The 26,994-nt window shown below is 57.7% G+C and carries 22 protein-coding genes and 1 pseudogene; 14 read left to right on the forward strand and 9 right to left on the reverse strand.

The window, feature by feature from the left end; translation table 11 throughout:
• Positions 1-4: 4 nt before the first annotated feature.
• Genes PHT20_RS06855 through PHT20_RS06865 form a run of 3 tightly spaced genes read right to left on the reverse strand, consistent with a single transcriptional unit; the run spans position 5 to position 3,019 of the window.
• Complete coding sequence (locus PHT20_RS06855) at positions 5-886, reverse strand: sulfurtransferase (RefSeq protein ID WP_300085794.1); 882 nt, start codon at positions 884-886, stop codon at positions 5-7.
• A gap of 57 nt (positions 887-943) precedes the next feature.
• The gene (locus PHT20_RS06860; protein WP_300085796.1) at positions 944-1,855 is read right to left on the reverse strand and encodes a DMT family transporter; all 912 of its coding nucleotides are present in this window, start codon (positions 1,853-1,855) and stop codon (positions 944-946) included.
• Positions 1,856-1,858: 3 nt separating this feature from the next.
• The gene (locus PHT20_RS06865) at positions 1,859-3,019 is read right to left on the reverse strand and encodes an aromatic ring-hydroxylating dioxygenase subunit alpha (protein ID WP_301019973.1); all 1,161 of its coding nucleotides are present in this window, start codon (positions 3,017-3,019) and stop codon (positions 1,859-1,861) included.
• A 255-nt stretch (positions 3,020-3,274) separates the two neighbouring features.
• Here PHT20_RS06865 and PHT20_RS06870 point away from each other — a divergent pair, with 255 nt between their 5' ends.
• The 4 genes and pseudogenes from PHT20_RS06870 to PHT20_RS06885 all read left to right on the forward strand — a co-directional run bounded on the left by PHT20_RS06870 (position 3,275) and on the right by PHT20_RS06885 (position 7,775).
• Positions 3,275-3,508 carry an exodeoxyribonuclease VII small subunit gene (locus PHT20_RS06870; RefSeq protein WP_300085799.1) on the forward strand — a complete coding sequence of 78 codons (234 nt, stop codon included), beginning with the start codon at positions 3,275-3,277 and terminating at the stop codon, positions 3,506-3,508.
• Entirely contained in the window at positions 3,493-4,545 is a 1,053-nt protein-coding gene (locus PHT20_RS06875; RefSeq protein ID WP_301019954.1) for a polyprenyl synthetase family protein, read from the forward strand. Before PHT20_RS06870 ends, PHT20_RS06875 begins: the two co-directional genes overlap by 16 nt.
• A gap of 81 nt (positions 4,546-4,626) precedes the next feature.
• Positions 4,627-6,504, forward strand: coding sequence for a 1-deoxy-D-xylulose-5-phosphate synthase (gene dxs / locus PHT20_RS06880; protein WP_300085804.1), 1,878 nt, complete (start codon positions 4,627-4,629; stop codon positions 6,502-6,504).
• Between the two features lie 136 nt (positions 6,505-6,640).
• Positions 6,641-7,775, forward strand: a pseudogene (locus tag PHT20_RS06885) (TRAP transporter substrate-binding protein).
• A 257-nt stretch (positions 7,776-8,032) separates the two neighbouring features.
• Here the strand turns inward: PHT20_RS06885 and PHT20_RS06890 are convergent.
• From PHT20_RS06890 to PHT20_RS06900, 3 genes are all read right to left on the reverse strand, one after another.
• Entirely contained in the window at positions 8,033-9,862 is a 1,830-nt protein-coding gene (locus PHT20_RS06890) for a TRAP transporter large permease subunit (protein WP_301019955.1), read from the reverse strand.
• Entirely contained in the window at positions 9,863-10,465 is a 603-nt protein-coding gene (locus PHT20_RS06895) for a TRAP transporter small permease subunit (protein WP_301019956.1), read from the reverse strand.
• Between the two features lie 177 nt (positions 10,466-10,642).
• A complete protein-coding gene (locus tag PHT20_RS06900) occupies positions 10,643-11,752 on the reverse strand; it encodes a substrate-binding domain-containing protein (RefSeq protein ID WP_301019957.1) in 1,110 nt (369 codons plus the stop codon).
• A 164-nt stretch (positions 11,753-11,916) separates the two neighbouring features.
• Between PHT20_RS06900 and PHT20_RS06905 the strand changes: the two genes are divergently transcribed.
• From PHT20_RS06905 to PHT20_RS06915, 3 genes are all read left to right on the forward strand, one after another.
• Positions 11,917-12,651 carry an ABC transporter permease gene (locus tag PHT20_RS06905; RefSeq protein ID WP_301019958.1) on the forward strand — a complete coding sequence of 245 codons (735 nt, stop codon included), beginning with the start codon at positions 11,917-11,919 and terminating at the stop codon, positions 12,649-12,651.
• 86 nt (positions 12,652-12,737) lie between these two features.
• Positions 12,738-13,472, forward strand: a complete 735-nt coding sequence (locus tag PHT20_RS06910; protein ID WP_301019959.1) for a phosphate ABC transporter ATP-binding protein — start codon at positions 12,738-12,740, stop codon at positions 13,470-13,472.
• Between the two features lie 41 nt (positions 13,473-13,513).
• Entirely contained in the window at positions 13,514-14,317 is an 804-nt protein-coding gene (locus PHT20_RS06915) for an extracellular solute-binding protein (RefSeq protein ID WP_300085177.1), read from the forward strand.
• Positions 14,318-14,329: 12 nt separating this feature from the next.
• Here the strand turns inward: PHT20_RS06915 and pdxH are convergent, their stop codons facing one another.
• A complete protein-coding gene (pdxH, locus tag PHT20_RS06920; protein ID WP_300085181.1) occupies positions 14,330-14,983 on the reverse strand; it encodes a pyridoxamine 5'-phosphate oxidase in 654 nt (217 codons plus the stop codon).
• Positions 14,984-15,133: 150 nt separating this feature from the next.
• Here pdxH and edd point away from each other — a divergent pair, with 150 nt between their 5' ends.
• Together edd and eda are read left to right on the forward strand one after the other, a co-directional pair.
• The gene (gene edd / locus PHT20_RS06925) at positions 15,134-16,996 is read left to right on the forward strand and encodes a phosphogluconate dehydratase (protein WP_301019960.1); all 1,863 of its coding nucleotides are present in this window, start codon (positions 15,134-15,136) and stop codon (positions 16,994-16,996) included.
• Positions 16,997-17,054: 58 nt separating this feature from the next.
• Positions 17,055-17,705, forward strand: coding sequence for a bifunctional 4-hydroxy-2-oxoglutarate aldolase/2-dehydro-3-deoxy-phosphogluconate aldolase (gene eda / locus PHT20_RS06930; RefSeq protein ID WP_300085185.1), 651 nt, complete (start codon positions 17,055-17,057; stop codon positions 17,703-17,705).
• 108 nt (positions 17,706-17,813) lie between these two features.
• Here the strand turns inward: eda and gloA are convergent, their stop codons facing one another.
• The gene (gene gloA / locus PHT20_RS06935; protein WP_300085187.1) at positions 17,814-18,203 is read right to left on the reverse strand and encodes a lactoylglutathione lyase; all 390 of its coding nucleotides are present in this window, start codon (positions 18,201-18,203) and stop codon (positions 17,814-17,816) included.
• A gap of 62 nt (positions 18,204-18,265) precedes the next feature.
• On the opposite strand from gloA, the gene PHT20_RS06940 reads away from it, so the two are divergent.
• The gene (locus tag PHT20_RS06940) at positions 18,266-18,649 is read left to right on the forward strand and encodes a hypothetical protein (RefSeq protein ID WP_301019961.1); all 384 of its coding nucleotides are present in this window, start codon (positions 18,266-18,268) and stop codon (positions 18,647-18,649) included.
• 6 nt (positions 18,650-18,655) lie between these two features.
• On the opposite strand, the gene PHT20_RS06945 is transcribed toward PHT20_RS06940, so the two are convergent.
• Complete coding sequence (locus tag PHT20_RS06945) at positions 18,656-20,467, reverse strand: DEAD/DEAH box helicase (protein ID WP_301019962.1); 1,812 nt, start codon at positions 20,465-20,467, stop codon at positions 18,656-18,658.
• Positions 20,468-20,733: 266 nt separating this feature from the next.
• On the opposite strand from PHT20_RS06945, the gene PHT20_RS06950 reads away from it, so the two are divergent.
• The 4 genes from PHT20_RS06950 to PHT20_RS06965 all read left to right on the forward strand — a co-directional run bounded on the left by PHT20_RS06950 (position 20,734) and on the right by PHT20_RS06965 (position 26,991).
• Positions 20,734-21,150: a hypothetical protein gene (locus PHT20_RS06950; protein WP_301019963.1), complete on the forward strand. Its 417-nt coding sequence runs from the start codon at positions 20,734-20,736 to the stop codon at positions 21,148-21,150.
• Positions 21,151-22,953 (forward strand): polysaccharide deacetylase family protein, encoded by a 1,803-nt coding sequence (locus PHT20_RS06955; protein ID WP_301019964.1) that lies wholly within the window; start codon positions 21,151-21,153, stop codon positions 22,951-22,953.
• Positions 22,954-23,027: 74 nt separating this feature from the next.
• Entirely contained in the window at positions 23,028-24,689 is a 1,662-nt protein-coding gene (gene ettA, locus PHT20_RS06960; RefSeq protein WP_300085197.1) for an energy-dependent translational throttle protein EttA, read from the forward strand.
• 19 nt (positions 24,690-24,708) lie between these two features.
• Positions 24,709-26,991 carry a DUF1631 family protein gene (locus PHT20_RS06965; RefSeq protein ID WP_301019965.1) on the forward strand — a complete coding sequence of 761 codons (2,283 nt, stop codon included), beginning with the start codon at positions 24,709-24,711 and terminating at the stop codon, positions 26,989-26,991.
• Positions 26,992-26,994 lie beyond the last annotated feature (3 nt).

Raw genomic sequence — 26,994 nt, forward strand, 5'->3', positions numbered from 1 at the left:
GATATCAGCCTTGGGCACACGGGCGGGTGGGGTCGCTGCACCAGGCGCTCCAACTGCCGGCATACAGTGCGGTGCGCCCCAGGCCAGCCACTTCCATGGCAATCAAGTTGGGCACGGCGCTGACACCGCTGCCGCAGTGGTGCACCACGCTGGCGGGGTCGCGGCCAGCCAGCAAGGCTTCAAACTCGGCACGCAACTGGCTGGCGGGTTTGAAGAAACCCTGGGCATCCAGGTTGTCGGTAAAAGGCCGGTTCAACGCCCCCGGAATGTGCCCGGCCACCGGGTCAAGCGGTTCCACTTCGCCTCGGTAACGCGCTGCACCGCGCGCATCAATCAATGTCAGGCTTGGTTTGCCCAATTTGATTGCAATGGTTTCAGTAGCTATAAGCGCATATTCTGCGGGCGCTAAAGGGTCATTTGATCTATAAATTTCAGCAGGGCTTGGGGCTGCTGGTGTGCCCGATTCCACAGCTGCGCCACTGGCCTGCCAGGCTTGCCAGCCGCCGTCGAGCACGGCCACCGCCTCATGCCCCAGCCATTTCAGCATCCACCACAGGCGGCCACAGTAGTTGACGCCTTGGCGGTCGTACACCACCACTTGTGTCTGCGGCGTGACTCCCATGCTGCGCACCCAAGTAGCAAAAGTGTCGAGCGCCGGCAGCGGGTGGCGGCCTGCGCTGGCAGCGTCGGGTGCGCCATGGGTGCTGAGATGGCGGTCCAGGTCGGCACGCACCGCACCTGGAATGTGGCCACTGGCGTATTGGGCATCGCCCTGGGTGGGTTGCATCAGCTCGAAACTGCAGTCAAACACCAGGCAAGGCTGGCCGCTGGCTTGCAATGCTTGCAACTGGGTCACAGAAATCAAAGGGCTGGTGAGGGCTGTCATGGTGATCCTTGAGGGGTTTGGCTGGATTTTGAACCGTTCAGTTACAGCGGGTCGGGCTCAGTGTTCTTCAGCGGGGGCGCGGGGCAGGGCGCGGGTGCGCAAGATGGTAGCAGCCACACCGCTGGCAATGATCACCCCCATGCCGACCCAGCCCAACCAAGAAATCTGGTCGTCGAACAGCAGCAAGCTGTAAAGCGCGGCAAACACAATGCCAGCGTATTGCAAATTGGCCACCAGCAAGGTGGCGCCACGGCTGTAGGCGCGGGTCATGCTCCACTGCCCCAGCGTGGCCAGCACGCCAATGGGCACCAACCAGGCAGCAGCCTGCCAGCTGACATTGTGCCAAGGCGTGAAGCCGTCACGCAGCACCCCCAGCAGCCCTGCCACGGTGGTGCCCACTGAAAAATAAAACACCGTGCGGCCTTCGGGCTCGCCCGCTTTGCCCAGCGCGGTGACCTGGATGTAGGCCAGCGCCGCCCCCATGCCAGAGAGCAGCCCCACCAGCCCGGCAAACAGCTGGTTTTGGTCGAGCGTGGGGCGCAGCAACATCACCACACCGGCAAAGCCCGCCAGTACCGTGGCCATCAGCGCGCCCTGGCCACGGTCAACGCCGCCGTTTTTGCCGTTGGTTTGGCTGTAGAGCACGGCACCCCCCACCACAAAAGCCGCTACCCACACGCCGCTCATGTAGTTCAGCGTCATGGCGGTGGCCAGCGGCAGGTGGGCAATGGCGTAAAACCAGGTGGCCAGTGAAAACACGCCAATCATGGTGCGCCAGGCGTGCATCCACGGCACCGACGTGGCCAGCGCTGTGCCCCGCGCGCGCAGCACCAGTGCCATGAAGATGACGCTGATGGCACCACGGTAAAACACCAGTTCAGCCAGCCCAAAGCTGCCCGAGGCCACTTTGATGCCCACCGCCATGCTGGCAAAAAAGAAAGCCGCCAACACCATCCAGAGTGCTTGCATGTTTTAAGCGACCGTCGCACCCATCTCGCGCCGATACCACTGATGAAAGTGGCGCATGCCATCTTCCATGGGGCTTTGGTAGGGACCCACTTCGCTGTCGCCGCGCTGCATGAGAGCCCGGCGCCCGGCGTCCATGCGTTCGCCAATCTCGTCGTCTTCCAGGCAGGTTTCCATGTAGGCGGCTTGCTGGGCTTCAACAAACTCACGCTCAAAGGCATGGATTTCCTCGGGGTAGAAAAATGCCACTTGGTTGAGGGTTTTGTCGGGCCCCATGGGGTGCAGGGTCGACACGGTCAGCACATGCGGGTACCACTCCACCATGATGTGCGGGTAGTAGGTCAGCCAAATGGCACCACGCTCTGGGGGTTGGCCGGCGCGGTAGGCCAGCAGCGCCTCGTGCCAGCGCTGGTACACCTTGGAGCCCGGTTGGCCAAAGGCCTTGGACACCCCCACGGTTTGCACCGAAAACTGCGCGCCAAACTGCCAGCGCAAGTCGTCACAGGTCACAAAATGCCCCAAACCTGGGTGAAACGGACCCACGTGGTAGTCCTCCAGATACACCTCAATGAAGGTTTTCCAGTTGTAGTTGCAGGTGTGCAGTTCCACCTTGTCAAGCACAAAGCCTGAAAAATCCAGCGCCGTGCGCTCTTGCATGGCGCTCAAATCTGCGGCTATGTCGCGGCCGTTGTCTTCAAACAGCAGGCCATTCCACTCGCGCAGCGGTGTGCGGGCGAGGTTCAGGCAGGGGTCTTGGGCAAAGTGCGGCGCCCCCAGCAGTTGCCCAGCCGGTGGCTGCAGAGCCGAATTGCCTGCGCTGTAGGTCCAGCGGTGAATTGGGCACACCACGTTGCCACCCGTGGCGGCCAGGTTGCCACGGCCTTTGAGCATCAGCGCCTGGCGGTGTCGACACACGTTGGAGATCAGCTCAATGCCCTGGGCGGTGCGCACCAAGGCGCGGCCTTCGCCCTCGTGCGCCAGCGTGGCGTAGTCGCCCAGGTGGGGCACACTGGCGGCGTGCCCCACAAAGCGCGGGCCGTTGTGAAACAGCTGCAGCAGCTCGCGCTGGTAGAGCGACTGGTCAAAATAGGCCGCTACCGGCAGTTGAGGCAGTTGAGGCAGTTGTGGCGACAGTGGCTGTAGTGGCTGTAGTGGCAGCACATTCATCTGCGACAGCAGCGCCGGTGGCTGAGGTGTTGTGAGCGGGTTGATGTGGGCGGTGCTGCGCGGCGCGCTTGCACCATGGCTGGGGCGTGGGAGTGTTTTGCACAGTGTTTGCACAACTCGGTCTTTCTAAAATGCGAAAAACCCCTCAAAGAGGGGCTTGGTGAGCAGCTACCTTGAGAGCTGCAAGGCTTTGATTGTAGAGCTTGGCTGGCAGACTCTAAAATCGTCGTTTTGATTCAGGGAGAACTTTGACCCATGGCTACTGCCTCCAAACACAGCGCCGCGCCGCCCAGCTACGAAGCGGCTTTGCAAGAGCTGGAACAACTGGTGGCCAAACTAGAGTCTGGCGACATGCCCTTGGAGCAGCTGTTGAGCCAATACCAGCGCGGTGCAGAGTTGCTGAATTTTTGTCGTGATCGCCTGCAAGCGGTTGAAAACCAAGTCAAAGTGCTCGATGGCAGCACCCTCAAAACATGGACACCCGAATAACCCCCCTTGAAGCGCTGGATGTGTCGGCCTGGACCAACCGCCAGTTGGCTCGCGTTGAACAAGCCTTGTCACAGTGGGTCAGCGTGGACGCCAGTGCCGACCTGGAGCACCACGCCCCCGCTGACCTGATGGCTGCCATGCGCTATGCCGTGCTCGACGGTGGCAAGCGCTTGCGCCCACTGCTGGTGCTGGCTGCTTTTGAAGCCGTCTACAGTGGCTTGGCACATGATTATTTGCCCACAGAAGAATGTGACGAAGAGATTGCCCGGCGCGGTGCGGCTGACTCAGACACACTGACCTCTGCCATGCAAACGGCCGCCTTGCGCGCGGCCTGTGCGGTGGAGCTGATCCACGCTTATTCGCTGGTGCATGACGACATGCCGTGCATGGACAACGACGTGCTGCGCCGTGGCAAACCCACCGTGCATGTGCAATATGGCGAAGCGGTGGCGCTGCTGGCGGGTGACGCGCTGCAAGCGCTGGCGTTTGAGCTGCTCACCCCGCAGAGCGATGCCCATGGCTCCTCCGCTGCTCACCTCATCCCCGCCCCAGCCACCCAAGCCAAACTGTGCCGCTTGTTGGCACGTGCTGCTGGCTGTGCTGGCATGGCGGGCGGCCAAGCCATTGACTTGGCCAGTGTCGGGCTGCACTTGACGCAAGAGCAGCTGTGTGAAATGCACCGCCTCAAAACTGGCGCATTGTTGCGAGCCAGTGTCATGATGGGGGCTGCCTGTGCAGAGCCCTTGCCGGCCACCCGTCAAGCCTTGCAGCGCTTTGGTGCTGCTATTGGGCTGGCGTTTCAGGTGGTGGATGATATTTTGGATGTCACTGCCGACTCCAGCACCTTGGGCAAAACCGCTGGCAAAGATGCCGAGCAAGACAAACCCACCTATGTGTCGCTGATGGGGCTGGAAGCAGCCCGTGCTTACGCTCAGACACTGCACCGCCAAGCGTTGCAGGCCTTGGCCGAGAGCCAGTTGAAAGACACGCGCATGTTGCGTGGGCTGGCTGACCTGGTGGTGCATCGTACGCACTGATCGGGTGTGAATAAAATTATCAGTTAAATAGGTCTCTAGCGCTTATGAATAAAGCGTAGATAGCTATTAAAAAAAGAGCATATGTTGACCCATTCTCCCTACACCCTGTTGTCCACCATTCACTCGCCCTTTGAATTGCGGCAACTGCCGCGTGAGCAGCTGAGCCATTTGGCCACCGAGCTGCGTGCCTATTTGCTGGAGAGTGTGTCCAAAACCGGTGGTCATTTGAGCTCCAACCTGGGAATGGTCGAGCTCACCGTGGCACTGCACTATGTGTTCAACACACCGCACGACCGGGTGGTGTGGGACGTGGGGCACCAAACCTACCCGCACAAAATCCTCACCGGGCGGCGCGAGCGCATGGCCAGTTTGCGTCAGTTGGGCGGCTTGAGCGGGTTCCCGCAGCGCGCTGAGAGCGAGTTTGATGCCTTTGGCACGGCGCATTCCAGCACCTCGATTTCAGCCGCCTTGGGCATGGCGCTGGCCAGTCAGCTCAAAGGCGAAGAGCGCCACGCCATTGCGGTGATCGGAGACGGTGCCATGACCGCTGGCATGGCCTTTGAAGCCATGAACAACGCTGGCGTGTCAGACTGCAATTTGCTGGTGATTTTGAACGACAACGACATGTCGATCAGCCCGCCGGTGGGTGCACTGAACCGCTATTTGGCCAAGCTGATGAGCGGGCAGTTTTACGCCGCTGCCAAAAATGCCGGCAAAACCGTGCTCAAGGGTGCGCCGCCCTTGTGGGAGCTGGCCAAACGCTTTGAAGAATCTGCCAAAGGCATGGTCAAACCCATCACCTTGTTTGAAAAATTTGGCTTCAATTACGTCGGCCCCATTGATGGCCATGATGTCGACACCCTGGTGGCCGTGCTTGACAACATCAAACAGCTCAAAGGCCCGCAGTTTTTGCACGTGGTCACCAAGAAAGGCCAGGGCTACAAGCTGGCCGAAGCCGACCCCGTGGCCTACCATGGGCCAGGTAAATTTGACCCGGCGGTGGGCTTGCAAACCAGCAGCACACCCACCAAACCCACTTTCACCCAGGTGTTTGGCGACTGGCTGTGCGACATGGCTGCGGCTGACGACCGGCTGGTGGCCATCACACCGGCCATGCGTGAAGGCTCTGGCATGGTGGAGTTTGAAAAACGCTTTCCCAAGCGGTTTTTTGACGTGGGCATTGCCGAGCAACACGCTGTGACCTTTGCCGCCGGTTTGGCCTGTGAAGGCCTGAAACCAGTGGTGGCTATTTACTCCACATTTTTGCAGCGTGCCTACGACCAATTGATTCACGACGTGGCCATTCAAAACCTGCCGGTGGTGTTTGCACTCGACCGCGCCGGCTTGGTGGGTGCCGACGGTGCCACCCACGCGGGCGCTTATGACATGGCTTATTTGCGCTGCATTCCCAACCTCAGCGTGGCTTGCCCAGCCGATGAAAACGAGTGCCGCCAGTTGCTCAGCACTGCCTACGCGCAGCCCACGCCCGTGGCGGTGCGTTACCCCCGCGGCGCCGGGGCTGGCGTGCAGGCCACTTGCACCCTTGACGCTTTGCCTTTTGGCAAGGGCGAGATCCGCCGCACCGGGGCGCGCGTGGCGATGCTGGTGTTTGGCACGCTGCTGACACCTGCACTCAAGGCGGCTGAAAGTTTGAATGCCACCGTGGTCAACATGCGTTGGGTTAAACCGCTGGACGTGGCACTGCTGCTGCAAGTGGCGGCCAGCCATGAGGCCTTGGTCACTTTGGAAGAGGGCTGCGTGATGGGCGGTGCGGGCAGCGCCGTGCTGGAAGCGCTGGCGCAGGCTGGGGTGTGCAAACCGGTGCTGCAGCTGGGCTTGCCTGATGTGTTCATTGAACATGGCGACCCCGCTCGGCTGCTGGCCATGCAGGGGCTGGATGCTGCGGGCATTGAAGCGGCAGTGCGTGCACGCTTTGAAATTATTTTGGCCAACGCTTGAAAAACTGTGACGCGTGTTCAAGGGAAAACCCGTAGCAGACGCTTAAGGCCTGTTTATAGAATGCGCTGTGACTCTGAACAGTCATCAGCACCTCTACCGATGTGCTGAGCACCTTATTCACAACAGGAGTAAATCAATGGATCGTCGTTCCGTCGTTAAAGGCGCAGGCATAGCCAGCGTGTTGGCAGCTGGGTTAGCAGCCTGTGGTAAAAAAGAAGATGCGACGCCTGTCGCGCCTGCAGCACCAGTTGCACCAGCTGTTTCTACTGGAAGTGAAATTCGCTGGCGCTTGGCTTCAAGCTTTCCCAAAGCCCTTGACACCATTTACGGTGCTGCCGAGACATTTGCCAAAAAAGTGGGCGAGCTCTCGGGTGGCAAGTTCACCATCACGGTGCATGCCGGTGGCGAGTTGATGCCTGCGGGGGGGGGTGCTTGACGGCGCCTCTAACGGCACGGTTGAAATGGCACACACTGCGCCTTACTACTTTTTTGGCAAAGACCCAACGTTTGCCTTGGATTGCGCCATTCCGTTTGGCTTGAACAGCCGCCAAATGACCGCCTGGATGTACCAAGGCAACGGTTTGAAGCTGACCCGTGAGTTCTACGCCAAAGTGGGTATCGTGAACTTCCCCATGGGCAACACAGGCGCTCAAATGGGCGGCTGGTACCGCAAAGAAATCAAGTCGGTGGCTGACCTCAACGGCCTGAAATTCCGTGTGGGCGGTTTTGGTGGCAAGGTGCTGGCCAAATTGGGCACTGTGCCCCAAAACATTCCTGGCGGCGAAATCTACACCGCGCTTGAAAAAGGCACCATTGATGCCGCCGAATGGGTGGGGCCTTATGACGACTTGAAGCTGGGCTTCAACAAAGTAGCACCGTTTTACTACTATCCTGGCTGGTGGGAAGGTGGCCCACAACTGTCGTTGTATGTCAACCAAAAAGCCTATGAAGGCTTGTCAGCTGAATACAAAGCCATTGTGGAATGTGCGGCAGCCTTTGCCCATACTGAGATGCAAGCCAAATACGATGCTAAGAACCCCGCAGCACTGAAAACATTGGTGGGTCAAGGCGTGAAGTTGCGCCCCTTCCCCAACGACGTGTTGGGCGCTGCCTTCAAAGCAGCTCAAGAGGTCTACAAAGAACTCAACGACACCAATCCAGCCTGGAAGAAAATTTACGACGACTACTCAGCTTTCCGTCGCGAATCCAACCTGTGGTTCCGCTTCACCGAGGCCAAGTTTGACAGCTTCATGCAGTCACAAAAACTGTAAGCTGGGCTTTCAGCACGCAGACAAAAACCCGCTTCGGCGGGTTTTTTTGTTCCTGCATCTTTCCGATGGGGTTGACCATTTCATCATCTCGCTTGGCTGCGCTGATGAGGACAAGAATGGCGCATGAGTGGATGGGTTTAGCTCCTTCCTCCTCTGGGGGAAGGCAGGGATGGGGGCTACCCTTAGGCTACAAGCACCCATGAAAAAAGGGCTCATCGAGCCCTTTCTTGTATCAGCCATGCATTCAGAGGCGTTGATTACTTGCCCTGGTCTTTTTTGACCGCATCCATCAGGTCTTTCATCGGGTCTTCTTCAGTCTTGGCATCGGTAGGCGCTGGGTTGACGTCGGAAGGAGCCGCGCCATCGGCACCCGAGGCGGCGTCTGCAGGCGCGTCTGCAGGCGTGTCACCAGTCGACATTTGCATTTGTTCCATGATCTGATCTGCGCTGAGGGTTTCCACCTTCTCAATGCCCCCCGTCACCAGGTTCGGGAACACCATGACGGAGACCACCATGACCAGTTGAAGAATAATGAAAACAAATGCACCTTTGTAAATTTCAACGGTTTTTACTGCGGCAATGGTTTGACCCGTGACGCGGTCTTTGTAGTCAAACTTGGCCGCCACGCTGCGCAGGTAAAACAGGGCGAAACCAAATGGGGGAGTCAAAAACGAGGTTTGCAGGTTCAAAGCCACAATCACGCCAAACCAGATCATGGCTTGGTCTGGTGTCATGCCCGGAATGAGCCCAGGCAAGATTTTCTCGGCCACGGGTGCCAGCAGCGGCAGCACAATGAATGCAATCTCGAAGAAGTCGATGAACATGCCCAAGATGAACACCAAAATGTTCACCACAATCAAAAAGCCCCAGCCGCCACCGGGCATGTCTTTGAACAGGTGTTCCACCCAAATATGGCCGTCTGCCGCGTTGAAGGTGAAGCTGAACACGGTGGAGCCAATCAAGATGAACAGCACAAAGCTGGCCAGCTTGGCGGTGTTTTCCAGCGCTTGTGTCAGGATGGACATCTTCAAGCGGCCCTTGCCTTTGGCCAAGATCAAGGCACCCAGCGCACCCATGGCGCCACCTTCAGTGGGTGTAGCCACGCCCAAAAAGATCGTACCCAGCACCAAAAAGATCAAAATCAGCGGCGGCATCAGCACAAACGTGACTTGCTCAGCCAGACGTGACAGCAGGCCCATGCGTGACACCCGGTTGATGATCGCCAAGACCAGCCCGGTCAAAGAGGCCAAGGTCAGCGACATGATCACAATTTCATCCCCAGGGGACTTGGTGGCGCGCTCCAGCCATTGCGTCATCAAACCGTCATGGACCTGTGCCCATGTGTAACCCACGCCAATGCACACCAGCAACAAAACAAGCAGAGACCGGTGGCCGGATTTGCCGTTGTCTTCTTTGTAAAGCAAGGCTTCGGGTGGTAATGCGGGAGCCCAGTCGGGCTTAAAAATAGCGACCAAAATCACAAATGACAGGTACAAGCCTACTGTCAGCAACCCGGGCACCAATGCGCCTGAATACATGTCACCTACCGAGCGGCCTAGCTGATCGGCTAGCACAATCAACACCAAAGATGGCGGAATGGCTTGCGCCAGCGTGCCAGATGCGGTGATTGTGCCGGTGGCCAGTGAACGGTTGTAACCGTAGCGCAGCATCACAGGCAAAGAGATCAAACCCATTGAGATCACCGCCGCAGCCACCACGCCAGTCGTCGCCGCCAGCAAGGCACCGACCAAAATCACTGCAATGGCCACACCACCGCGCACCGGCCCAAACACTTGACCCACCGTTTCAAGCAGGTCTTCGGCCATGCCAGAGCGCTCCAAAATGATGCCCATGAAGGTGAAAAACGGAATGGCCAGCAAGGTGTCGTTTTGCATGATGCCAAAAATGCGCAGTGGCAAGGCCTGGAACATGGCCGCCGGAAAAATACCAGCCTCGATGCCGACAAAGCCCAGCCCCAACCCCGTGGCAGCCAAACCAAAAGCCACCGGAAAACCGGTCAGCAGCACCGTAAATAATGCGATGAACATCAAGGGCACAAATTGCTGTGCCAAGAAAGAAGTTTCCATTTATTTGACTCCTGCGAGTTCTTGAGCCAGCTTGGCTTCAAGCGCCTCGGCTGCTTTCTGGTCATCAGACTTGGCATCTTCACCACTGAGCACGTCAGGCCCTGCGCCACGCAAGAACGCCACACGTTTGATCAGCTCTGACACCGATTGCATCAAAAGCAGTGCAAAACCGGTGGGAATGAGCAAATAAGCGGGCCAGCGAATCAGGCCACCGGCGTTTTGAGACATTTCGCCACTTTGGTATGCCTGTAAAAAGAACGGCCAGCCCAGCGCAATACTGATGGAGCAAAACGGCACCAGCACCCCCACGATACCCAAGATGTCAACCCAGTTACGCGCGTTAGCCGACATTTTGGTGGACAAAAAGTCAATGCGCACGTGCGAGTTGCGCAAAAAGCCGTAGCCTGCGCCCAACAAAAACACAGCGGCAAACAGATACCACTGAATCTCAAGCAGGCTGTTGGAGCCGATGTTGAAAATCTTGCGCACCAGCGCATTGCCTGCGCTGATCAAGGTGGTGGCCAAAATCAGCCACATGGTGAATTTGCCGATCCCGGTGCTGATTTTGTCAATCAGCCGGGACAGCGAGAGCAAAGGGGTCATGGTGTCTCCGTCTTTAGATTTGAATGCCAGGCGACCCCGGTAAGGGTGCTTGACAGCCTTACGGCTTGCGCAGTTTAGCGGTTCGCCTTCAGTCAATACCTGAAGAATTTTAGGGTGAAGACTGAAATTATTTTGCGTCCACGTCTATGGATCACGGTAAAAGCATGCCTTGGGGTTTCAGCTGGTTTTAGGCTGCGCAAAGCTCCACCACGGCAATACTTTGCGCATGGCCAGCACCTCGCCGCTTTGCCGGCTGGTGTAGCCGGGAATGGCGGCTACCGTGGCTTGCCATTGTGGGGTGTGCAGCAAGGCCAAAAGCTGCTTCACACCCGGTTGATCCAGCGCTGATTTCAGGCACACCAGGTGAAAGCGCTCCTGCGCCAGCGGCACAAAACCCAGCCCCGCTTGAGCCGCCGCTGCCGCAATGCCCAAACCAGCGTCGCACTGATGGGAGGCCACGGCCTGCGCCACGGCGGCGTGTGAAGGCTCGGTGTGGTCGTAACCAAGAATGTTGCCAGAGCCCAGCCCAGCCAAGTCCAGCAGTTCATCCAGCACCACCCGTGTGCCAGAGCCCAAAGATCGGTTGGCGAAACGCGCCTGTTTGACTGCTACATCGGCCAAGCTGTGCAAGGCCAGCGGGTTACCCGGCGCCACCATCAGCCCCTGTATGCGTTGGGCAAAGCCGATGATTTTGTGCAAGCCGGGTTGCAACAGCGGTTTGTAGGTGCGCTCGCTGCGGGATTTGCGGCTACTGGGCTCCAGGGTGTGAAAACCAGCCAGCACACAGCGGCCTTCGTTCAGGGCGCGAATGGCGTCCACGCTGCCTGTAAAGCGCACGTCCAGATGCAAGCGGTGATCTTCATCAGCCTGGCCAAGCGCTGCTTCGCGCAGGGCTGAAATGGCCTCGTCGTGGCTGGCGTAGAGGGTGAGCACATGCACCTGGTCGTCAAAAGCGAGCGCAAAACTGCGCTCCAGCTCAGCCCGCAAGGCCTCAATTTGCGGCGCCAGCCTTGCCTGCGCTTGGCGCTCGGCCCACATCAATTTGGTACCAAAGTCGGTCAGGCGGGCTGACTGGCCTTTTTCCCACACCAGCAGCTCGTTGCCCAGCTCGCCCTCCCAGCGCTTGAGTTCGCCCCAGACATGTCGGTAGCTCAGACCCAAGGCGCGCGCACCGCCTGAGATGGAACCCTGGCTGCTGACGGCTTGCAGCAAATCAATCAAAGGGTTGCGCACCGAGGCCGGGCTGGCATCGCGCGAGAGGGTGTAGTGGAGTTGAAGCCTATGCACAGCAGTTCATATGGTCAGGAATTAAAGCAGTCACTACGATACCGCAAATGTAAAAACGCCTTGTTGGCGATTGACCTGCCTTAATTTTCTTGATTTCCGTTGGATTGACTGACGCTGAACCGCTGTGTTTCACCACCATTGACTGCTGTACTGAATTCACTGCCTTGACTTCATTTTCTGAAAGCGCCACAACGGCGTTGTCTCTTATTTTGAACATGGACGCTGGCTTGCTCACCATTGTGGGGCGCTCGCTGGCGGTGAGCGCCACCGCTTGTTCAATAGCCTGTGGCTTGGGGCTGGTGCTGGGGGCCTGGCTGGGCGTGGCTCGGTTTGCCGGGCGTGGCGCGGTGCTGACGCTGCTCAACACCTTGTTGGCGGTGCCTTCGGTGGTGGTGGGTTTGGTGATTTATTTGTTGCTTTCTCGCTCTGGGCCGTTGGGGCATTGGGGCTGGTTGTTCAGCTTCAAGGCCATGGTGCTGGCGCAAGCAGTGTTGGTGTTGCCAGTGGTCACAGCGCTCACACGCCAAGCTGTGCAAGACGCTGAAAGCTTGCACGGCGAGCAGTTGCAGTCGCTCGGTGCCACGCCGTTGATGCGCAGCTTGCTGCTGGCTTGGGACGAGCGCTATGCCTTGCTCACGGTGCTGATTGCATCCTTTGGCCGCGCCGTGTCTGAAGTGGGGGCGGTGATGATTGTGGGCGGCAACATTGACGGCTTCACCCGCGTCATGACGACGGCCATCGCGTTGGAAACCAGCAAGGGCGACTTGCCGCTGGCGCTCGGCTTGGGGCTGATTTTGCTGAGTGTGGTGCTGCTGCTGAATGTGGCGATTGCGCTGCTCAAGCACTGGCGCGAACAGCATGAAGCCGCCTCTGAAACTGTACCGGTGATGGCGCTGTGACCGCACCGACTTTTCGCTCAGCGGGCTGGGTTGCCACGGGGTCTGATCAACCTTGCCAAGGCAGCGCCAGTTCCACGCGCTTTTGCATGAGCAACGCCCCTGCCGCCAAGGTCTTTGACTTGCGCGGTGTCGGCGTGCGATTTGGGTCAGTGCTGCGCGGTGTGTGTGCGCTTTCCGACGTGACTTTGCAGGTGCATCCTGGTGAGCGGGTGGCGCTGGTGGGCGCCAATGGCTGCGGCAAAAGCACGCTGCTGCGCCTGCTGCACGGTCTGATGGCGCCCACCAGCGGCCAACTGCTTTGCACGCCTGAGGTGCGCCAGGCCATGCTGTTTCAAAAACCGCATCTGATGCGCATGTCGGTGCAAACCAACATTGCGTTGGGGCTGTGGCTGCGCGGCACGCCTTGGCGCCAGGCCAAAGCGGAGGCGGTGGTGGCGCTGGCTCGGGTGGGCATGCAGGCGCAGGCACTGCGCAACGCACGCCAACTCTCAGGTGGCCAGCAGCAGCGTGTGGCCATGGCGCGTGCCTGGGCCTTGCAGCCGCAGGTGTTGCTGCTGGACGAGCCCACCGCCAGCCTGGACCCCCATGCCAAGCGCGAGGTCGAGGCCTTGATCGAAGAATTTGCCTGCGGCCCCGCTGCCATGACGCTGGTGTTTGCCAGCCACAACCTCGGTCAGGTCAAGCGCTTGGCCAGCCGGGTGATTTACCTGGAGCAGGGGCGGGTGTTGGCTGATCTGCCAGTGGAAGATTTTTTTAGCGGGCCGTTGCTGCAACAGCAGTACCCGGCGGCCCATTTTTTTGTCAAAGGAGAACTTGTATGAAATCCGTCAAATCTTTTAAGCTTTTTAGGCCTCTAGCGCTTATGAAATATGCTCAAGCAGCTACTATTTCAGTAGTCATGCTGGGCGTGGGTGTAGCGGCTCAAGCGCAAAACATCGTGGTGGCTTCGACCACCTCTACCGAGCAGTCTGGCTTGTTTTCGGTGCTGCTGCCCGAATTCAAAAAAGCCAGCGGCTTGGATGTGAAAGTGGTCGCCTTGGGCACCGGCCAGGCCATTGACATGGGTCGCCGCGGCGATGCGGATGTGCTGTTTGTGCACGACAAGGTGGCCGAAGAAAAAGTGGTGGCCGAGGGCTTTGCCGTCAAACGTCTGGAGGTCATGTACAACGACTTCGTGGTGGTAGGCCCCGCCGCTGACCCGGTGCATGTCAAAGGCCAGGATGTGGTTGATGCCTTGAAAAAAATCTCGGCTGCCAACGGCCCATTCATCTCTCGCGGTGACAAAAGCGGCACCCATGCTGCCGAGTTGCGCTTTTGGAAAATAGCTGATCTGGCTGACAAACAGGGCAGCGGCTACAAGTCTTGCGGCTGCGGCATGGGGCCGGCGCTGAACATGGCCTCCAGCAGCAATGCCTACGTGCTGACCGACCGTGGCACATGGCTCAATTTCAAGAACCGTGGCGAGCTGAAAGTGCTGGTGGAGGGCGACAAGCGCTTGTTCAATCAATACGGTGTGATGCTGGTCAACCCCGCCAAACACCCGCATGTGAAAGCGGTTGATGGCCAGAAATTCATCGACTGGGTCACCGGCAGCGCAGGCCAGGCGGTAATTGCCAGCTACAAAATTGGTGGTGAACAGCTGTTTTTCCCGAACGCTGTGAAGTGAGTTGAACGGCGCTCAGGGTGCCAAACGCTCTCTTAACCAGAGCTGCTCAGGCACATCTGGCGGGCTCTGCAGGCTGTAGCGCAGCCTGTCGTGCAAACGGCTTTTGCGACCTTGCCAAAATTCCCAATGGTCGGGTTTCAGGCGGTAACCGCCCCAGTGCGGTGGGCGTGGTGGGTTCAGTAAAAATTTTGCGCCGTATTTGGCGGCGTTGGCCACCAGCACCCCGCGGCCTGAGATGACTTGGCTTTGCGGGCTGGCCCAGGCGCCAATGCGGCTGTCGAGTGGGCGGCTGTGAAAGTAGGCGTCGCTCTCGGCGTCGCTGACCTTTTCTACCACGCCCTCAATGCGCACCACGCGTTCGAGCTCGACCCAGTGGAACTGCAAAGCAGCATAGGGGTTGCCCGCCAGCGCTTGCCCTTTGCGGCTTTGGTAATTGGTGTACCAAACAATGCCTTGCGCATCAAACCCCTTGATCAACACCACCCGGGTGCTGGGGCGCAGGTCGCTGCCCACGGTGGCCAGCGTCATGGCATTGGGCTCGGGCACTTGCGCGGCCATGGCTTCAGACAGCCACTGCTCAAATTGCTGCATGGGGTTGGCGTGCGAGGCGTCTTCATTGAGCTCGGCACGCTCGTAACTTTTGCGAAGGTCGGCGATGTGTTGCATGTAATCAGTATAGAGGCGCACCCTCTGCGCTTGGGTCTTTGAAGCAGGTTTCACGATTGGTAACCCATTGGTAACGCCAGCCCTGGCAAACGGCGCTAAACCCGGTTACCATTGTTTCTGTAATTTAGTTACCAACTCAAGATGCCAAACATGAAACTCAACCCCATCGTGGTGCAAGTCACCGAGCGCATTCGCCAACGCAGCCAGCCCACCCGCAGCACCTACCTGGCGCAAGTGCACGCCGCGCTGCAGCGCCCACCCGGCGCCCAACGGCTGGGTTGTGCCAATGTGGCGCATGCCTTTGCCGCCTTGCCAGCCCATGACAAACTGCGGGTGGTGGCCGAGAAAGCGCCCAACATTGGCATCGTCACCGCGTTCAACGACATGCTCTCGGCGCACGCGCCGTTTCAGCATTACCCTGACCTGATCAAAGCCGAGGCACGCCGCTTGGGCGCTACCGTGCAAGTGGCCGGTGGCGTGCCCGCCATGTGCGACGGCGTGACGCAGGGCACGCCGGGCATGGAGTTGAGCCTGTTTTCGCGCGACGTGATCGCCATGGCCACCGCAGTGGCCTTGAGCCACGATGTGTTTGCCGGTGCGCTGATGCTGGGGGTGTGCGACAAAATTGTGCCAGGGCTGCTGATAGGCGCATTGCAATTTGGTCATTTGCCCACCGTGTTTGTGCCGGCGGGCCCCATGACCTCCGGCTTGTCCAACGGCGAAAAATCCAAAGTGCGCGAGCAAGCCGCCCAGGGTTTGGTGGGTCGGCCAGAGCTGTTGGCCGCAGAGTCGCAGGCCTACCACAGCGCCGGGACTTGCACTTTTTATGGCACGGCCAACAGCAACCAAATGCTGCTGGAGGCCATGGGCTTGCACGTGCCGGGCAGCGCGTTCATCAACCCGGGTGCCGCTGTACGCGACGAACTCACGCGCGAAGCCTTGCGCACCGTGCTGGGTCGTGCGGACTTCAAATGCCCCCCTATTGGCTTGCTGGTGGATGAGCGCTGCATCGTCAACGCCATGGTGGCGCTGCTGGCCACCGGTGGCTCCACCAACCACCTGATCCACTGGGTGGCGGTGGCGCGTGCCGCTGGCATGGTGATTGACTGGGACGATTTCTCGCAGCTGTCAGACGTAGTGCCGCTGCTGACCCGCGTGTACCCCAACGGCAGTGCCGATGTGAACCAGTTCCAAGCCGCAGGCGGGCCGGGCTTTGTGATCCGCGAATTGCTGGACGCTGGCTTCATGCACCCCGATGTGTTGACTGTGCGCGCCGGGGGCTTGCGTGAATACACCGCGGTGCCGCAGGTGCAAACACGCCCCAGTGTGGCCACAGTTACGCTTGATGAGGCATTAAAAATGCCTCCAGCGCTTGTATGGCAAGCGGTAGGTGCTAGCAAAGATGAAGCAGTGGTGCGTCCGGCCAGTGCGCCGTTCAGCACCAGTGGCGGGCTGAAATTGCTGACTGGCAACCTGGGGCGCAGTGTCATCAAAATCTCGGCCGTGCCAGACAACCGCCATGTCATTGAAGCACCGTGCCGGGTGTTTGACTCGCAAGAGGCTTTGCACACCGCCTTTGCCGCAGACGAACTCAACCGTGACCTGATCTGTGTGGTGCGCTGGCAGGGGCCACAAGCCAATGGCATGCCCGAGTTGCACAAGCTCACGCCGCCGCTGGCTGTGCTGCAAGGCAAGGGCTACCGGGTGGCGCTGGTGACCGACGGCCGCATGAGCGGTGCGTCTGGCAAAGTGCCCGCCGCCATTCATGTTTCGCCCGAGGCTGCAGACGGTGGCCCACTGGCCAAGCTGCGCGACGGTGATGTGATTCGTCTAGATGCCCCCGCAGGCACGCTGCAGGTGCTGGTGCCGGCTGACGAGTGGCAAGCCAGAGCCGTTTTGCCGATGCCCGACGCACTGCGTGTGGCCAATGGCGCAGGCACTGGGCGCGAGCTGTTTGCCAATCTGCGCCGCAATGCCTTGAGCGCCGAGCAAGGCGCGTGCAGCTGGCTTTAACCCACGGACATTTCGCCTTGCGATTCGTATCCGTCTCTAACCCCTGAATGGAAAAAACATGACCCAATCCACTCCCTTAACAGCCTTGCAAGTGATGCAAGATGCTCCGGTCATTCCGGTGATTGTGCTCAGCGACGTGGCACACGCTGTGGCGATGGCGCGTGCGCTGTTGGCTGGCGGCATTCGCATGCTGGAGGTGACGCTGCGCACCCCGCAAGCCTTGGCCTGCATTGAAGCCATTGCGCGTGAAGTGCCCGAAGCGGTGGTGGGGGCGGGCACCGTGCGCTCCCGGGCAGACGCGCAAGCCGCTGCCAACGCTGGCGCACGTTTTGCGGTCAGCCCAGGCTACACCCACGCGGTGGGGCAGGCCTGCCGCGATGTTGGGCTGGCGCTTTTGCCAGGGGTGGCCAGCGGTGGCGAAATCATGGCAGCGTGTGAAGACGGGTTCACCGAGCTGAAGTTTTTTCCGGCGGTACAAGCTGGCGGTGTGGCCATGCTCAAGGCCTGGGCTGGACCGTTTTTTGATGTGAAGTTTTGCCCCACCGGCGGCATCACCCTGCAAAACGCGCCCGATTTTCTGGTTTTGAAAAATGTGGTGTGCGTGGGTGGCAGTTGGCTGGTGCCGGCTGGCACCGCAGAGCAGGGTGACTGGGGCCGCGTAACACGCTTGGCCAGCGAGACCATCAATTTAAGGCATTTAGGCCTCTAGAGCTTATGGATAGTGCTTGAGTAGCTATTGAAGTAATATTAACTTGGGGCCGGGCGGATGCTCAGGCAGGTTGCCAAAACTCACTCTGCTGAACCACACCACCGCCAACTACTCAGGCCGCTGGATCAGCTCAATCTTGTAACCATCTGGGTCGGTGACAAAGGCAATCACCGTGCTGCCGCCTTTGACTGGCCCTGCCTCGCGTGTGACCTGACCCCCATTGGACTTGATTTTTTCGCAAGCGGCATAAGCGTCTGGCACACCCAAGGCGATGTGGCCGTAGGCGCTGCCCAGGTCGTAGTGGTCTACGCCCCAGTTGTAGGTGAGCTCAATTTCAGCTTGACCGGGGTTACCCCCTTCATAGCCCAAAAAGGCCAAGGTGTACTTGTAGTCCGGGTTGTCTGAGGTGCGCAGCAGCGTCATGCCCAGCACCTGGGTATAAAAATCAATGGATCGTTGCAGGTTGCCAACGCGCAGCATGGTGTGAAGAATTCGCATGGGAATGTGTCTCAAGGAAGGTAGGTGAAATAATCAACCACTTCATTTTGCCCGGAGCTGCCATGCCCTCAATCACCCAAGTTATTTTGTTTACCGATACCGATGGCCGTGCTCGGTTTCGAGAAGATGCTGTGCCTTTGACCGAAGGCAAGCCCGATGCAGCGTTGTCGGCGCTGATGCCGTCTGGCGGATTTCAGTTGCGGCAAAGCCCGGTGGGTTTTCGCAGCACTTTTCATTGCACGGGCGAGCCGCAGTGGGTGTTTATTTTGCAGGGGCAGATGGAGATCAGTCTGCAAGACGGCAGCGCCCGGGTGTTCAAGCCGGGAGAGCATTTTTATTCAGCCGATGTGCTGCCACCGGGGCAGACGTTCGACGCGACTGTGCATGGTCACTGGAGCCGTCAGTTGGGTGACCAGCCGCTGGTGACCTTGTTTGTGCGCGGCTGAGTGCGGTTAACGCGCGTTGCCTGAACCGCCTGAGCGGCCACGGCTGCCGGAGCGGTTGCCACCCCCGTTGCGCCCCGGGCCGCCGCCAAAGCCAGCGCCGCCACCAGAGCGGTTGCCACCGCCAAAGCCACCACCGCTGCGGCGTGGGCCGCGGTCGGTCATCATGTCCACGCTGGTGCGCATGGGGTCGGGCTGGCCACCTGAGCGTGGCGGTGCACTGGGGGCGCCACCATAGCCGCCACCGTTGCCGCCGCCATAACCCCGTGCCGGGCGCTGGCCTGGGCCGCGCACGGCTTGTTCAGCTGCAGATAAGTGGCTGCGCGGTTCAAACTCACGGCCACCGCGGTTGTTTTCAAAAGCGGGTGCATCGGCAAAACGGCCTTCATCGCCCATGCCACGGCCACCGGTGCGACCACGGCCACTCGTCCCGCCATTGCCACCATTGCCGCCGCTGCGTCCACCTGCAGCAGGGCCACGGCCACCGGCTGGGGCGCGACCGCCGCCACCGTTGGCACCACGTGCAGCGCCTGGGCCTTTGCTTTCACGCACACGGGTCAGCATTTCGGTGCGAGCTGCTTTGGCTGCGGCTTGCATCACGTCGCGGCTGGGTGGCTTGCCGGCACCACCCCAAATGGTTTGGCGACCCATGGCAATGGGTTCGGCTTTTTCGCCGGGTTCAGGCATGAACTCGGCAATGATTTCGACCGGGATATCTTGCTTGGTGTAGCGCTCAATGGCTTGCATGAAGCCTTCTTCGTCCAGGCTCACCAGATTGACCGCGGTGCCGTCAGAGCCAGCGCGCCCCGTGCGGCCAATGCGGTGCACATAGTCTTCGGTGACGTTGGGGATGTCGTAGTTCACCACATGCGGCAGTTCGTCAATGTCAATGCCACGGGCGGCAATGTCGGTGGCCACCAGGGCGCGCATCTCGCCACTTTTGAAACCAGCCAGCGCTTGCGTGCGGGCGGACTGGCTTTTGTTGCCGTGCAGCGCCATGGCGGTGATGCCGTTTTTTTCCAGAAACTCGGCCACGTTGTTGGCACCAAACTTGGTGCGCGTGAACACCAGCACCTGGCTCCAGTTTTTTTCTTGGATGATGTGCGCCAGCAGGGCTTTCTTTTTGCCGCGACCGACCGGGTGAATCAGCTGCGTGATGCGCTGCACTGTGGTGTTGCGCGGGGTCACTTGTACACTTTGGGGGTCTTTCAGCAAAGTGGCGGCAAGCTCGCGGATTTCATCGCTGAAGGTGGCAGAAAACAGCAGGCTTTGCTTGGCTTTGGGCACAGCGGCCAGCACTTTTTTCACGTCATGGATAAAGCCCATGTCGAGCATGCGGTCAGCTTCGTCAAGCACCAAAATTTGCACTTGACTCAGGTCCATCATGCCTTGCTGCATCAAATCAAGCAGGCGTCCGGGAGTGGCCACCAAGATGTCCACGCCTTTTTTCATGCGGCTGATTTGCGGGTTCATGCCGACACCACCAAAGATGGCAGCGGAGCTGAGCGCTAAGTATTTGCCGTAGGTTTGAACGGATTCTTCAACCTGCGCGGCGAGTTCACGGGTGGGGGTGAGCACCAAGGCGCGAATAGCAATGTTGCCAAACTTGCTTAAAGGGGCGGGTTCGGTGCTGAGCTTGTTGAGCATGGGCAGCACAAACGCGGCGGTTTTGCCGGTGCCGGTTTGGGCACCACCGAGCAGGTCGTGTCCGGCCAGGATCAGCGGAATGGCTTGAGCCTGAATCGGTGTGGGGGTTTCATAGCCTTGCTCACGCACGGCGTTGATGATGGCCGGAGCCAAATTGAGTTCTTCAAATTTCATTTAGAGAGGCACCCCATCCAGGGCGCTAGGGCATCGGCCTTGTTTGACGTTGTTCACGTCAATTCAGTCAAAGGCAGATGGGATCAAAAACGGAACCTTGGTGTGAAAGGGTTCCCAGCATGGTGCTGATATTGCAGGCAACTGAAGCCCTGCAACGGTTTTGATTGTCGCATGGTTTGGTTGTGCACTGTGCCAGCTGGCTGTTGAGCCGTGGTATTCCCGCATAATGACACTTCTTCTTTTGAGCCAACTCCCCAAATTTTTACATGCTGACTCACCCGGTCTTGGTCAAACTGGCACACCAACATTCCCCACGTGTTTGGGCTGTCGTGGTGGTGGTGTCGTTTGTGTTAGCCATGGGTGCGGGTTTGGTGCTGGCGGTTTCTCGTGGGGTGGTTTTGCCGCAACCCCTGGGGACTTGGGTTGACCGCACAGAGGTGTTCATGCGTGACACCGTGCGGTTGACTTTTCAGTCGCGCAAAAAAGGTAGCGTGGGGGTGTCTGAGACGGTTTACATGGCGCCACCTGGCATTTTGGAACAAGACAAAGCGTTCAACTGGCTGGCAGAAGACGTTTTGGTGGCGCAGCAGGTGGTGGTGTCTCAAGCGCAAACCAAGCCAAAGTTGACGCCCTTGCGCTTGCTCGACGATGGGTGGCAACCTGAAGTTGCCGAGAAAAAATGAATGTCAACGACTGAAATAGGAGGTTTGATGCAGCGACAAAGCACATCGTGTGAGTGGCAGCGCTGGTTGGCCGCGCTGTTGTTGTGGTGCGGTCTTGTGTTGCAAGCCCAAGCGACAACGGCTCCCACCCTAATCAATGTCTATCTTTATGAAAGTCCATTGACCCAGGCGTTTTTCAGTGCCAACAACGCGTTTTACGAACCTATGAAAGACCGTTGGAAGACCTATCTGCGCCAATCAACCAACAGTTTCAAAGAAGTCACGCGAACGAATCTGCTGGCTGGGTTGAAGCCGGGGGTGCTGGTGCTGGGGTCGGCGGTGTTGCTGGATGCGCAAGAGCGCAAGGCCATTGAAAATTTTGCCAATTCGGGAGGCAGTTTGCTGATCACATGGGGCACCGGCGCGCGTGATGCCAAAGGGCGCTGGACGGGCTATGGGTTCATCGAGTCGCTGCTGAACATGAAAGTGGTGGGCAAGGTACTGGTTGATGACAACGAGCTTTTTGTCAACACCTTTGGCAATGGCCCCATCTCTTGGGGCTTGCCAGCCGGTGAGCGTATTTTTCTTGGTGAAATTGCAGAAACCCCGTTGCGGGTACAAGCGCCTAACTTGGCCGCGCGTTACTTCAACTGGCAACGCTTTCCCAAGCCTAAAAACAACAACGGTGCGGTGGCTTTTCACGAACAAGGTGCCTCACGACGTGTCTACCTTGGGTTTTCCGAGGCCAGTTGGGACTACGACGAGCGGTCTCGTTTGCCCAAATTGCTTGACAGCATCATGGCTTGGCTTCAGCATGAGGTGGTGGTGACCAAAACAGCATGGCCACATGGTGACACCTCGGCTCAGTTGCTTGAAATGGACACCGAGGCCAAGTTCGAGAATGCACTCAATTTCGCCAAAGAGCTGGACTCGGCTGACATCAAAGGCACGTTTTACAGTTTGACCAGCATTGCCTTGCAAAACCGCGACATCGTGGCGCAATTGGCTCAAAAGCATGAAATTGGTTACCACGGTGAAGTGCACTTTGGCTACAAGGGCAAAACCGAAGCCGCTCAAGCCGAGCGTTTGAACCTGATGGCCAGTGAGATGAAAAACATCATGGGTTCGCGTGCCACGCAAGATGTCACGGGTTTTCGTGCGCCAACCGAGTCTTGGGATGCCACCACTGAAATTTTGCTGCGTCAATTGGGGGTGCGTCACCATGTGGCCGACCCCGCGTCGAGTGAGGCGCGGTTGCCGTTTTTCTCGCGCTCTGAGCCCGCGCTGTTGGCAGACCAAGCCATTGTGGTGCTTCCGCGCACCCAAATGGATGATTTGAATTACCTCGGGCTCAAGCTCAGCACTGACAAAGCCTCGGAGTTGATTGGGCTCGATTTTGACTACCTGCATGAAGCCGGGGCACTGGGGGTGTTGTCGGTGCACTCACAAAACTATGGGCCGCAAGGTTTGATGACGGTGCTGACCCCACCTTATGTGAAACGCTTGCAAGCGCACCGCAAAGATGTTTGGGCTGCTTCGGGTGCCGAAATAGCAAACTGGTGGCGGATGCGCGAGCGGGTGCAATTTCAAGACGGCAAACTCATGGGTGATCAGTTCACATTTGTGGTGCAAGCGCCGGGTCAGGTCAAGGGCGTGACCTTTATGGTGACGCATGCCAGTGCCAATACCCATGTCAAACAGGTTTTGCCCGTGCCATCAGGGTTGCCACAACCTGAGGTTATGAAATTAGACGCCTGGCGCAGTGCGCTGGTTTTTAACCAGAGCTTGCCACCCGGCAGTTACACCTACAAGCTGGGTTTTTAGAGCCCCAACTTGCCGCGGCGCATTAGTTCAGCGTCGATAATCAGGTTTTTCTCACTGTTAGATCGCATCAAATCATGGCTCAATACGTATTTTCAATGAACCGCGTTGGCAAAATCGTGCCACCCAAGCGTCATATTCTGAAAGACATTTCTCTCAGCTTTTTCCCTGGCGCAAAAATTGGTGTGCTCGGTACCAATGGTTCTGGCAAGTCCACGCTGCTCAAGATCATGGCAGGTTTGGACAAAGAAATTGAAGGCGAAGCCATCCCTATGCCTGGGCTCAATATTGGCTATTTGCCTCAAGAGCCTCAGCTCAATCCAGACAAAACCGTGCGTGAAACCGTGGAAGAGGCCATGGGCAAGGTGATTCAAGCCAAAGCGCGTTTGGAAGAGGTCTACATTGCCTACGGTGACGAAGATGCCGACTTTGACAAACTGGCGGCAGAGCAAGCAGAGCTTGAGGCCATCATTGCCACCTCTGGCACTGATTCAGAACATCAGCTTGAAATTGCAGCTGATGCGCTGCGTTTGCCAGCGTGGGATGCCAACATTGGCGTGCTGTCTGGAGGGGAGAAACGGCGTGTGGCGCTGTGCCGACTGTTGCTGGAGCACCCTGACATGCTGTTGCTTGATGAGCCTACCAACCACTTGGATGCAGAGTCGGTCGATTGGCTTGAGCAGTTTTTAAAACGCTACTCGGGCACCGTGGTGGCCATTACCCACGACCGTTATTTTTTGGATAACGCAGCAGAATGGATTTTGGAGCTGGATCGTGGTGCCGGTATTCCCTACAAAGGCAACTACAGCTCGTGGATGGAGCAAAAGCAGGCGCGTTTGGAGCAGGAGCAAAAAGGCGAAGAGTCTCGTGCCAAAACCTTGAAAAAGGAGCTGGAATGGTCGCGCCAAAACCCCAAAGCGCGGCAAGCCAAAAGCAAGGCGCGTTTGGCACGCTTTGAAGAGCTGTCTGATTTTGAATACCAAAAGCGCAATGAAACCAATGAAATCTTCATTCCGGTGGCTGACCGTCTAGGCAATGAGGTGATTGAGTTTGTCAACGTCAGCAAGTCTTTTGGTGACCGTTTGTTGATTGATAACCTGAGCTTCAAAGTGCCTGCTGGCGCCATTGTGGGCATCATTGGCCCCAATGGTGCGGGTAAATCCACCTTGTTTCGCATGATTGCCGGTCAGCAACAGCCGGATACGGGTGAGGTCAAAATTGGTGCTACTGCCAAAATGGCTTTTGTAGATCAAAACCGAGACGACTTGTCCAACGAAAAAACGGTGTGGGAAGATGTCTCTGGTGGTTTGGATATGCTCAACATTGGCAAGTTCACCATGGCCAGTCGGGCTTATTGTGGGCGCTTTAATTTCAATGGTGCAGATCAACAAAAGCGCGTTGGAACGCTCTCGGGTGGTGAACGCGGGCGCTTGCATTTGGCCAAAACGCTGATTGCCGGCGGCAATGTGTTGATGCTTGATGAGCCGTCTAACGACTTGGACGTGGAAACCTTGCGCGCGCTTGAAGATGCCTTGCTGGAGTTTGCTGGCTCCATCATGGTGATCAGCCATGACCGCTGGTTTTTAGACCGCATTGCCACCCATATTCTGGCCTGCGAGGGCGACAGTCAGTGGACTTTCTTCGATGGCAATTACCAAGAGTACGAGGCGGACAAGCGCAAGCGTTTAGGCGAAGAGGGTGCCAAACCGCACCGGATGCGTTTCAAAGCGTTGAAGTAATTGCGCTGCGGCATTGGTCGTGCGTCCTCCTGTGTTGCCTGGTTCAAGTCAATCACTGTTGCGTGAGCTGCAAGCGCAGGCTGCTCACCAAGGTGCAGCGTTGCTTTCACGGGTTTTGTTGCAAGCCAGACAATCCATGCGCAACGATGTGCAGCGCTTGCGTGGCTTGCTCGAGCGTGATCATCTTGAACTCAGCGTCAAGCTGCTTGATTTGCATGCGGTGCAATTGTGTGAACGCTATCCCAAAGCGCTTGAATACGCTTTTCGTCATCATGACGTGCCAGATGCGCAAGTAGGAGTGGTTTCGGCTCAAGGCCTGCGTTTGGATCAACTTGAACTGATGGATGATTCGCAGGTTCAAGAGCGGGTTGAAATGGCTCGTGCGCTTCAGCATGTGTTGTTGATTGCAGAAGCGTCACTGGCAGAACTCAACACCTATGTCAGTGCCTTGATAGGGCTGGCTCATGTGGTTGCCGAGCGTAACCCTGTGCGCCCTGGGGCTTATGTGTCGGCGCTGCAGTCTTTGATGCTGGAACTGAGTTTGCCACCGCTGGTTCGCATGGCCTGGGGGCAACATATTTGCAGTCCGTTGGGTGATGCCTTGAGTGCTTCCTACCTCGAATGGGCTGGACAGCTGCGCATCCAAGGTGTTCAAGCCGTAACCATAGCCGTGGTGCAACCTTCGATAAAAGTTAAAACGGACAAAAGACGTGGTGCAGTGCGTCAAAACCGGGAAATTTGGAGCCCTCAGCACCGTGAGCGCGTGTTGACGCTGGCGCGACTCCGTAAACTGATGGCGGGTGAGCTTGAAGGTGCACCCAGTACACCCAAAGAGGCGTTTGCGCGTCAATTTGAACGTGAATTTGAAGCCTCCAAAATCCATAGCATGATAGATACTGGTTATGAGTCCACCGTGCCAGCGGCGTTTGAAGCGCTGCAAGAAATGCAACAGGTTGATGCGGTGGTGCAGCGCATGGCGCAGCGCCCTGGGTCGATGCTGGTACACGCAGAAAAACCACCCATCAATCAGTCCGTGCGTGAACAACTCATGGCACAAGTCCAAAATGTGGCGCAAGCTTTGAGTTTGGAGGTGGTTGCTTTGATGGTGGACAACTTGGTACAAGACACTCGTTTGGTGGAGCCACTGCGTGAGATGATTGCCAGGCTTGAGCCTGCATTGTTGCGCTTGGTCTTGGTTGATGCACGGTTTTTTATTCAACGCGATCACCCCGCCAGGTGTTTGTTGCAAGAAATATCCCAGCGTGGTTTGGCATTCACTTCGGTAGAGGATCCCCATTTCAACGCTTTTTTGGTTTCACTTCAGCGCTTTGTGAGTCCACTGGCCTCATTGCACATTGACAGTGCTGAACCTTTTGATTTGGCCTTACAAAGTCTTCAAAGTGTTTGGCGTGAAGCAGAAACTCAGCACGCCCATGCCGATGACATTGAAAGTGTGGTGGCGGTGTTGGAATACGCCGAAGACCGCAATCTGCTGGCTACAAAAATGGTTGAAGGTATGAAGTCTATTAAAGACCTGCAGCATGTCCCTCCAAGTGTGGTTGATTTTTTGTTTGGACCCTGGGCGCAGGTGATGGCTTGTGCGCAGCTTAATGACCGCTCTCAAGCAGACGATCCTGGTGGGTATAAAAACCTGGTCAATAGTTTATTGTGGAGTGTTCAGCCTGAATTGACTCGCAAGCACATTGACAAACTCACCCGATTGGTACCGCGCTTGCTCTCAGGGTTGCGCGAAGGTTTGCGGATGATTGATTACCCATCCACCAAGACCAGTTCATTTTTTGACTTGTTGATGAAACAACACCAGTTGGCTTTTAAGCCTGCGCAAAAATCAAGCGCGCCTTCAAGCCGCTCTGGCTTGGTCAGCACATTGCAAGGGTCTCAAGATCACTGGATAGCGCCAGCTGAGGTTAAGGCTTCTGGCTTTATGGTTATGCCCGAAGAAGATGGTTTGGCGGCAGCGACTCCTCAAGTGTCTGGTGGCGCGTCTGAGCAGTTCAGCGATGAACTCGCCTTCAATCACTTGGTAGTGGGTGCATGGGTGGAGTTGCTGGTGGATGGCACATGGACTCGCACCCAACTTAATTGGATCAGTCCTCAAAAAACCATGTTTTTGTTCACCAGTGCGCAAGGCAAAACTTCTTCAATGACGCAGCGCATGCTGGCGCATTTACAGCGCCATCAATTGATGCGGGTTTTGTCTGAGCAATCCATGGTGGATGGTGCTTTGAATGCTGTCGTGCAAACGGCCATGCTCAACAGCTTGGATATCAGGTTTGAATAAACC

It is taken from the genome of Rhodoferax sp. (assembly GCF_028715765.1).
Taxonomy (GTDB): Bacteria; Pseudomonadota; Gammaproteobacteria; order Burkholderiales; family Burkholderiaceae_C; genus Rhodoferax.

Bases quoted from the DNA above. Each gene is read 5' to 3' on its own strand.
- PHT20_RS06950 (WP_301019963.1), top strand. From the start codon at position 20,734: ATGCTGACTCACCCGGTCTTGGTCAAACTGGCACACCAACATTCCCCA.
- pdxH (WP_300085181.1), bottom strand. From the start codon at position 14,983: ATGCAACACATCGCCGACCTTCGCAAAAGTTACGAGCGTGCCGAGCTC.
- PHT20_RS06860 (WP_300085796.1), bottom strand. From the start codon at position 1,855: ATGCAAGCACTCTGGATGGTGTTGGCGGCTTTCTTTTTTGCCAGCATG.
- gloA (WP_300085187.1), bottom strand. From the start codon at position 18,203: ATGCGAATTCTTCACACCATGCTGCGCGTTGGCAACCTGCAACGATCC.
- PHT20_RS06945 (WP_301019962.1), bottom strand. From the start codon at position 20,467: ATGAAATTTGAAGAACTCAATTTGGCTCCGGCCATCATCAACGCCGTG.
- PHT20_RS06940 (WP_301019961.1), top strand. From the start codon at position 18,266: ATGCCCTCAATCACCCAAGTTATTTTGTTTACCGATACCGATGGCCGT.
- PHT20_RS06890 (WP_301019955.1), bottom strand. From the start codon at position 9,862: ATGGAAACTTCTTTCTTGGCACAGCAATTTGTGCCCTTGATGTTCATC.
- PHT20_RS06855 (WP_300085794.1), bottom strand. From the start codon at position 886: ATGACAGCCCTCACCAGCCCTTTGATTTCTGTGACCCAGTTGCAAGCA.
- PHT20_RS06910 (WP_301019959.1), top strand. From the start codon at position 12,738: ATGAGCAACGCCCCTGCCGCCAAGGTCTTTGACTTGCGCGGTGTCGGC.
- PHT20_RS06870 (WP_300085799.1), top strand. From the start codon at position 3,275: ATGGCTACTGCCTCCAAACACAGCGCCGCGCCGCCCAGCTACGAAGCG.
- eda (WP_300085185.1), top strand. From the start codon at position 17,055: ATGACCCAATCCACTCCCTTAACAGCCTTGCAAGTGATGCAAGATGCT.
- PHT20_RS06955 (WP_301019964.1), top strand. From the start codon at position 21,151: ATGTCAACGACTGAAATAGGAGGTTTGATGCAGCGACAAAGCACATCG.
- dxs (WP_300085804.1), top strand. From the start codon at position 4,627: ATGTTGACCCATTCTCCCTACACCCTGTTGTCCACCATTCACTCGCCC.
- PHT20_RS06915 (WP_300085177.1), top strand. From the start codon at position 13,514: ATGAAATATGCTCAAGCAGCTACTATTTCAGTAGTCATGCTGGGCGTG.
- PHT20_RS06865 (WP_301019973.1), bottom strand. From the start codon at position 3,019: ATGAATGTGCTGCCACTACAGCCACTACAGCCACTGTCGCCACAACTG.
- edd (WP_301019960.1), top strand. From the start codon at position 15,134: ATGAAACTCAACCCCATCGTGGTGCAAGTCACCGAGCGCATTCGCCAA.
- PHT20_RS06895 (WP_301019956.1), bottom strand. From the start codon at position 10,465: ATGACCCCTTTGCTCTCGCTGTCCCGGCTGATTGACAAAATCAGCACC.
- ettA (WP_300085197.1), top strand. From the start codon at position 23,028: ATGGCTCAATACGTATTTTCAATGAACCGCGTTGGCAAAATCGTGCCA.
- PHT20_RS06875 (WP_301019954.1), top strand. From the start codon at position 3,493: ATGGACACCCGAATAACCCCCCTTGAAGCGCTGGATGTGTCGGCCTGG.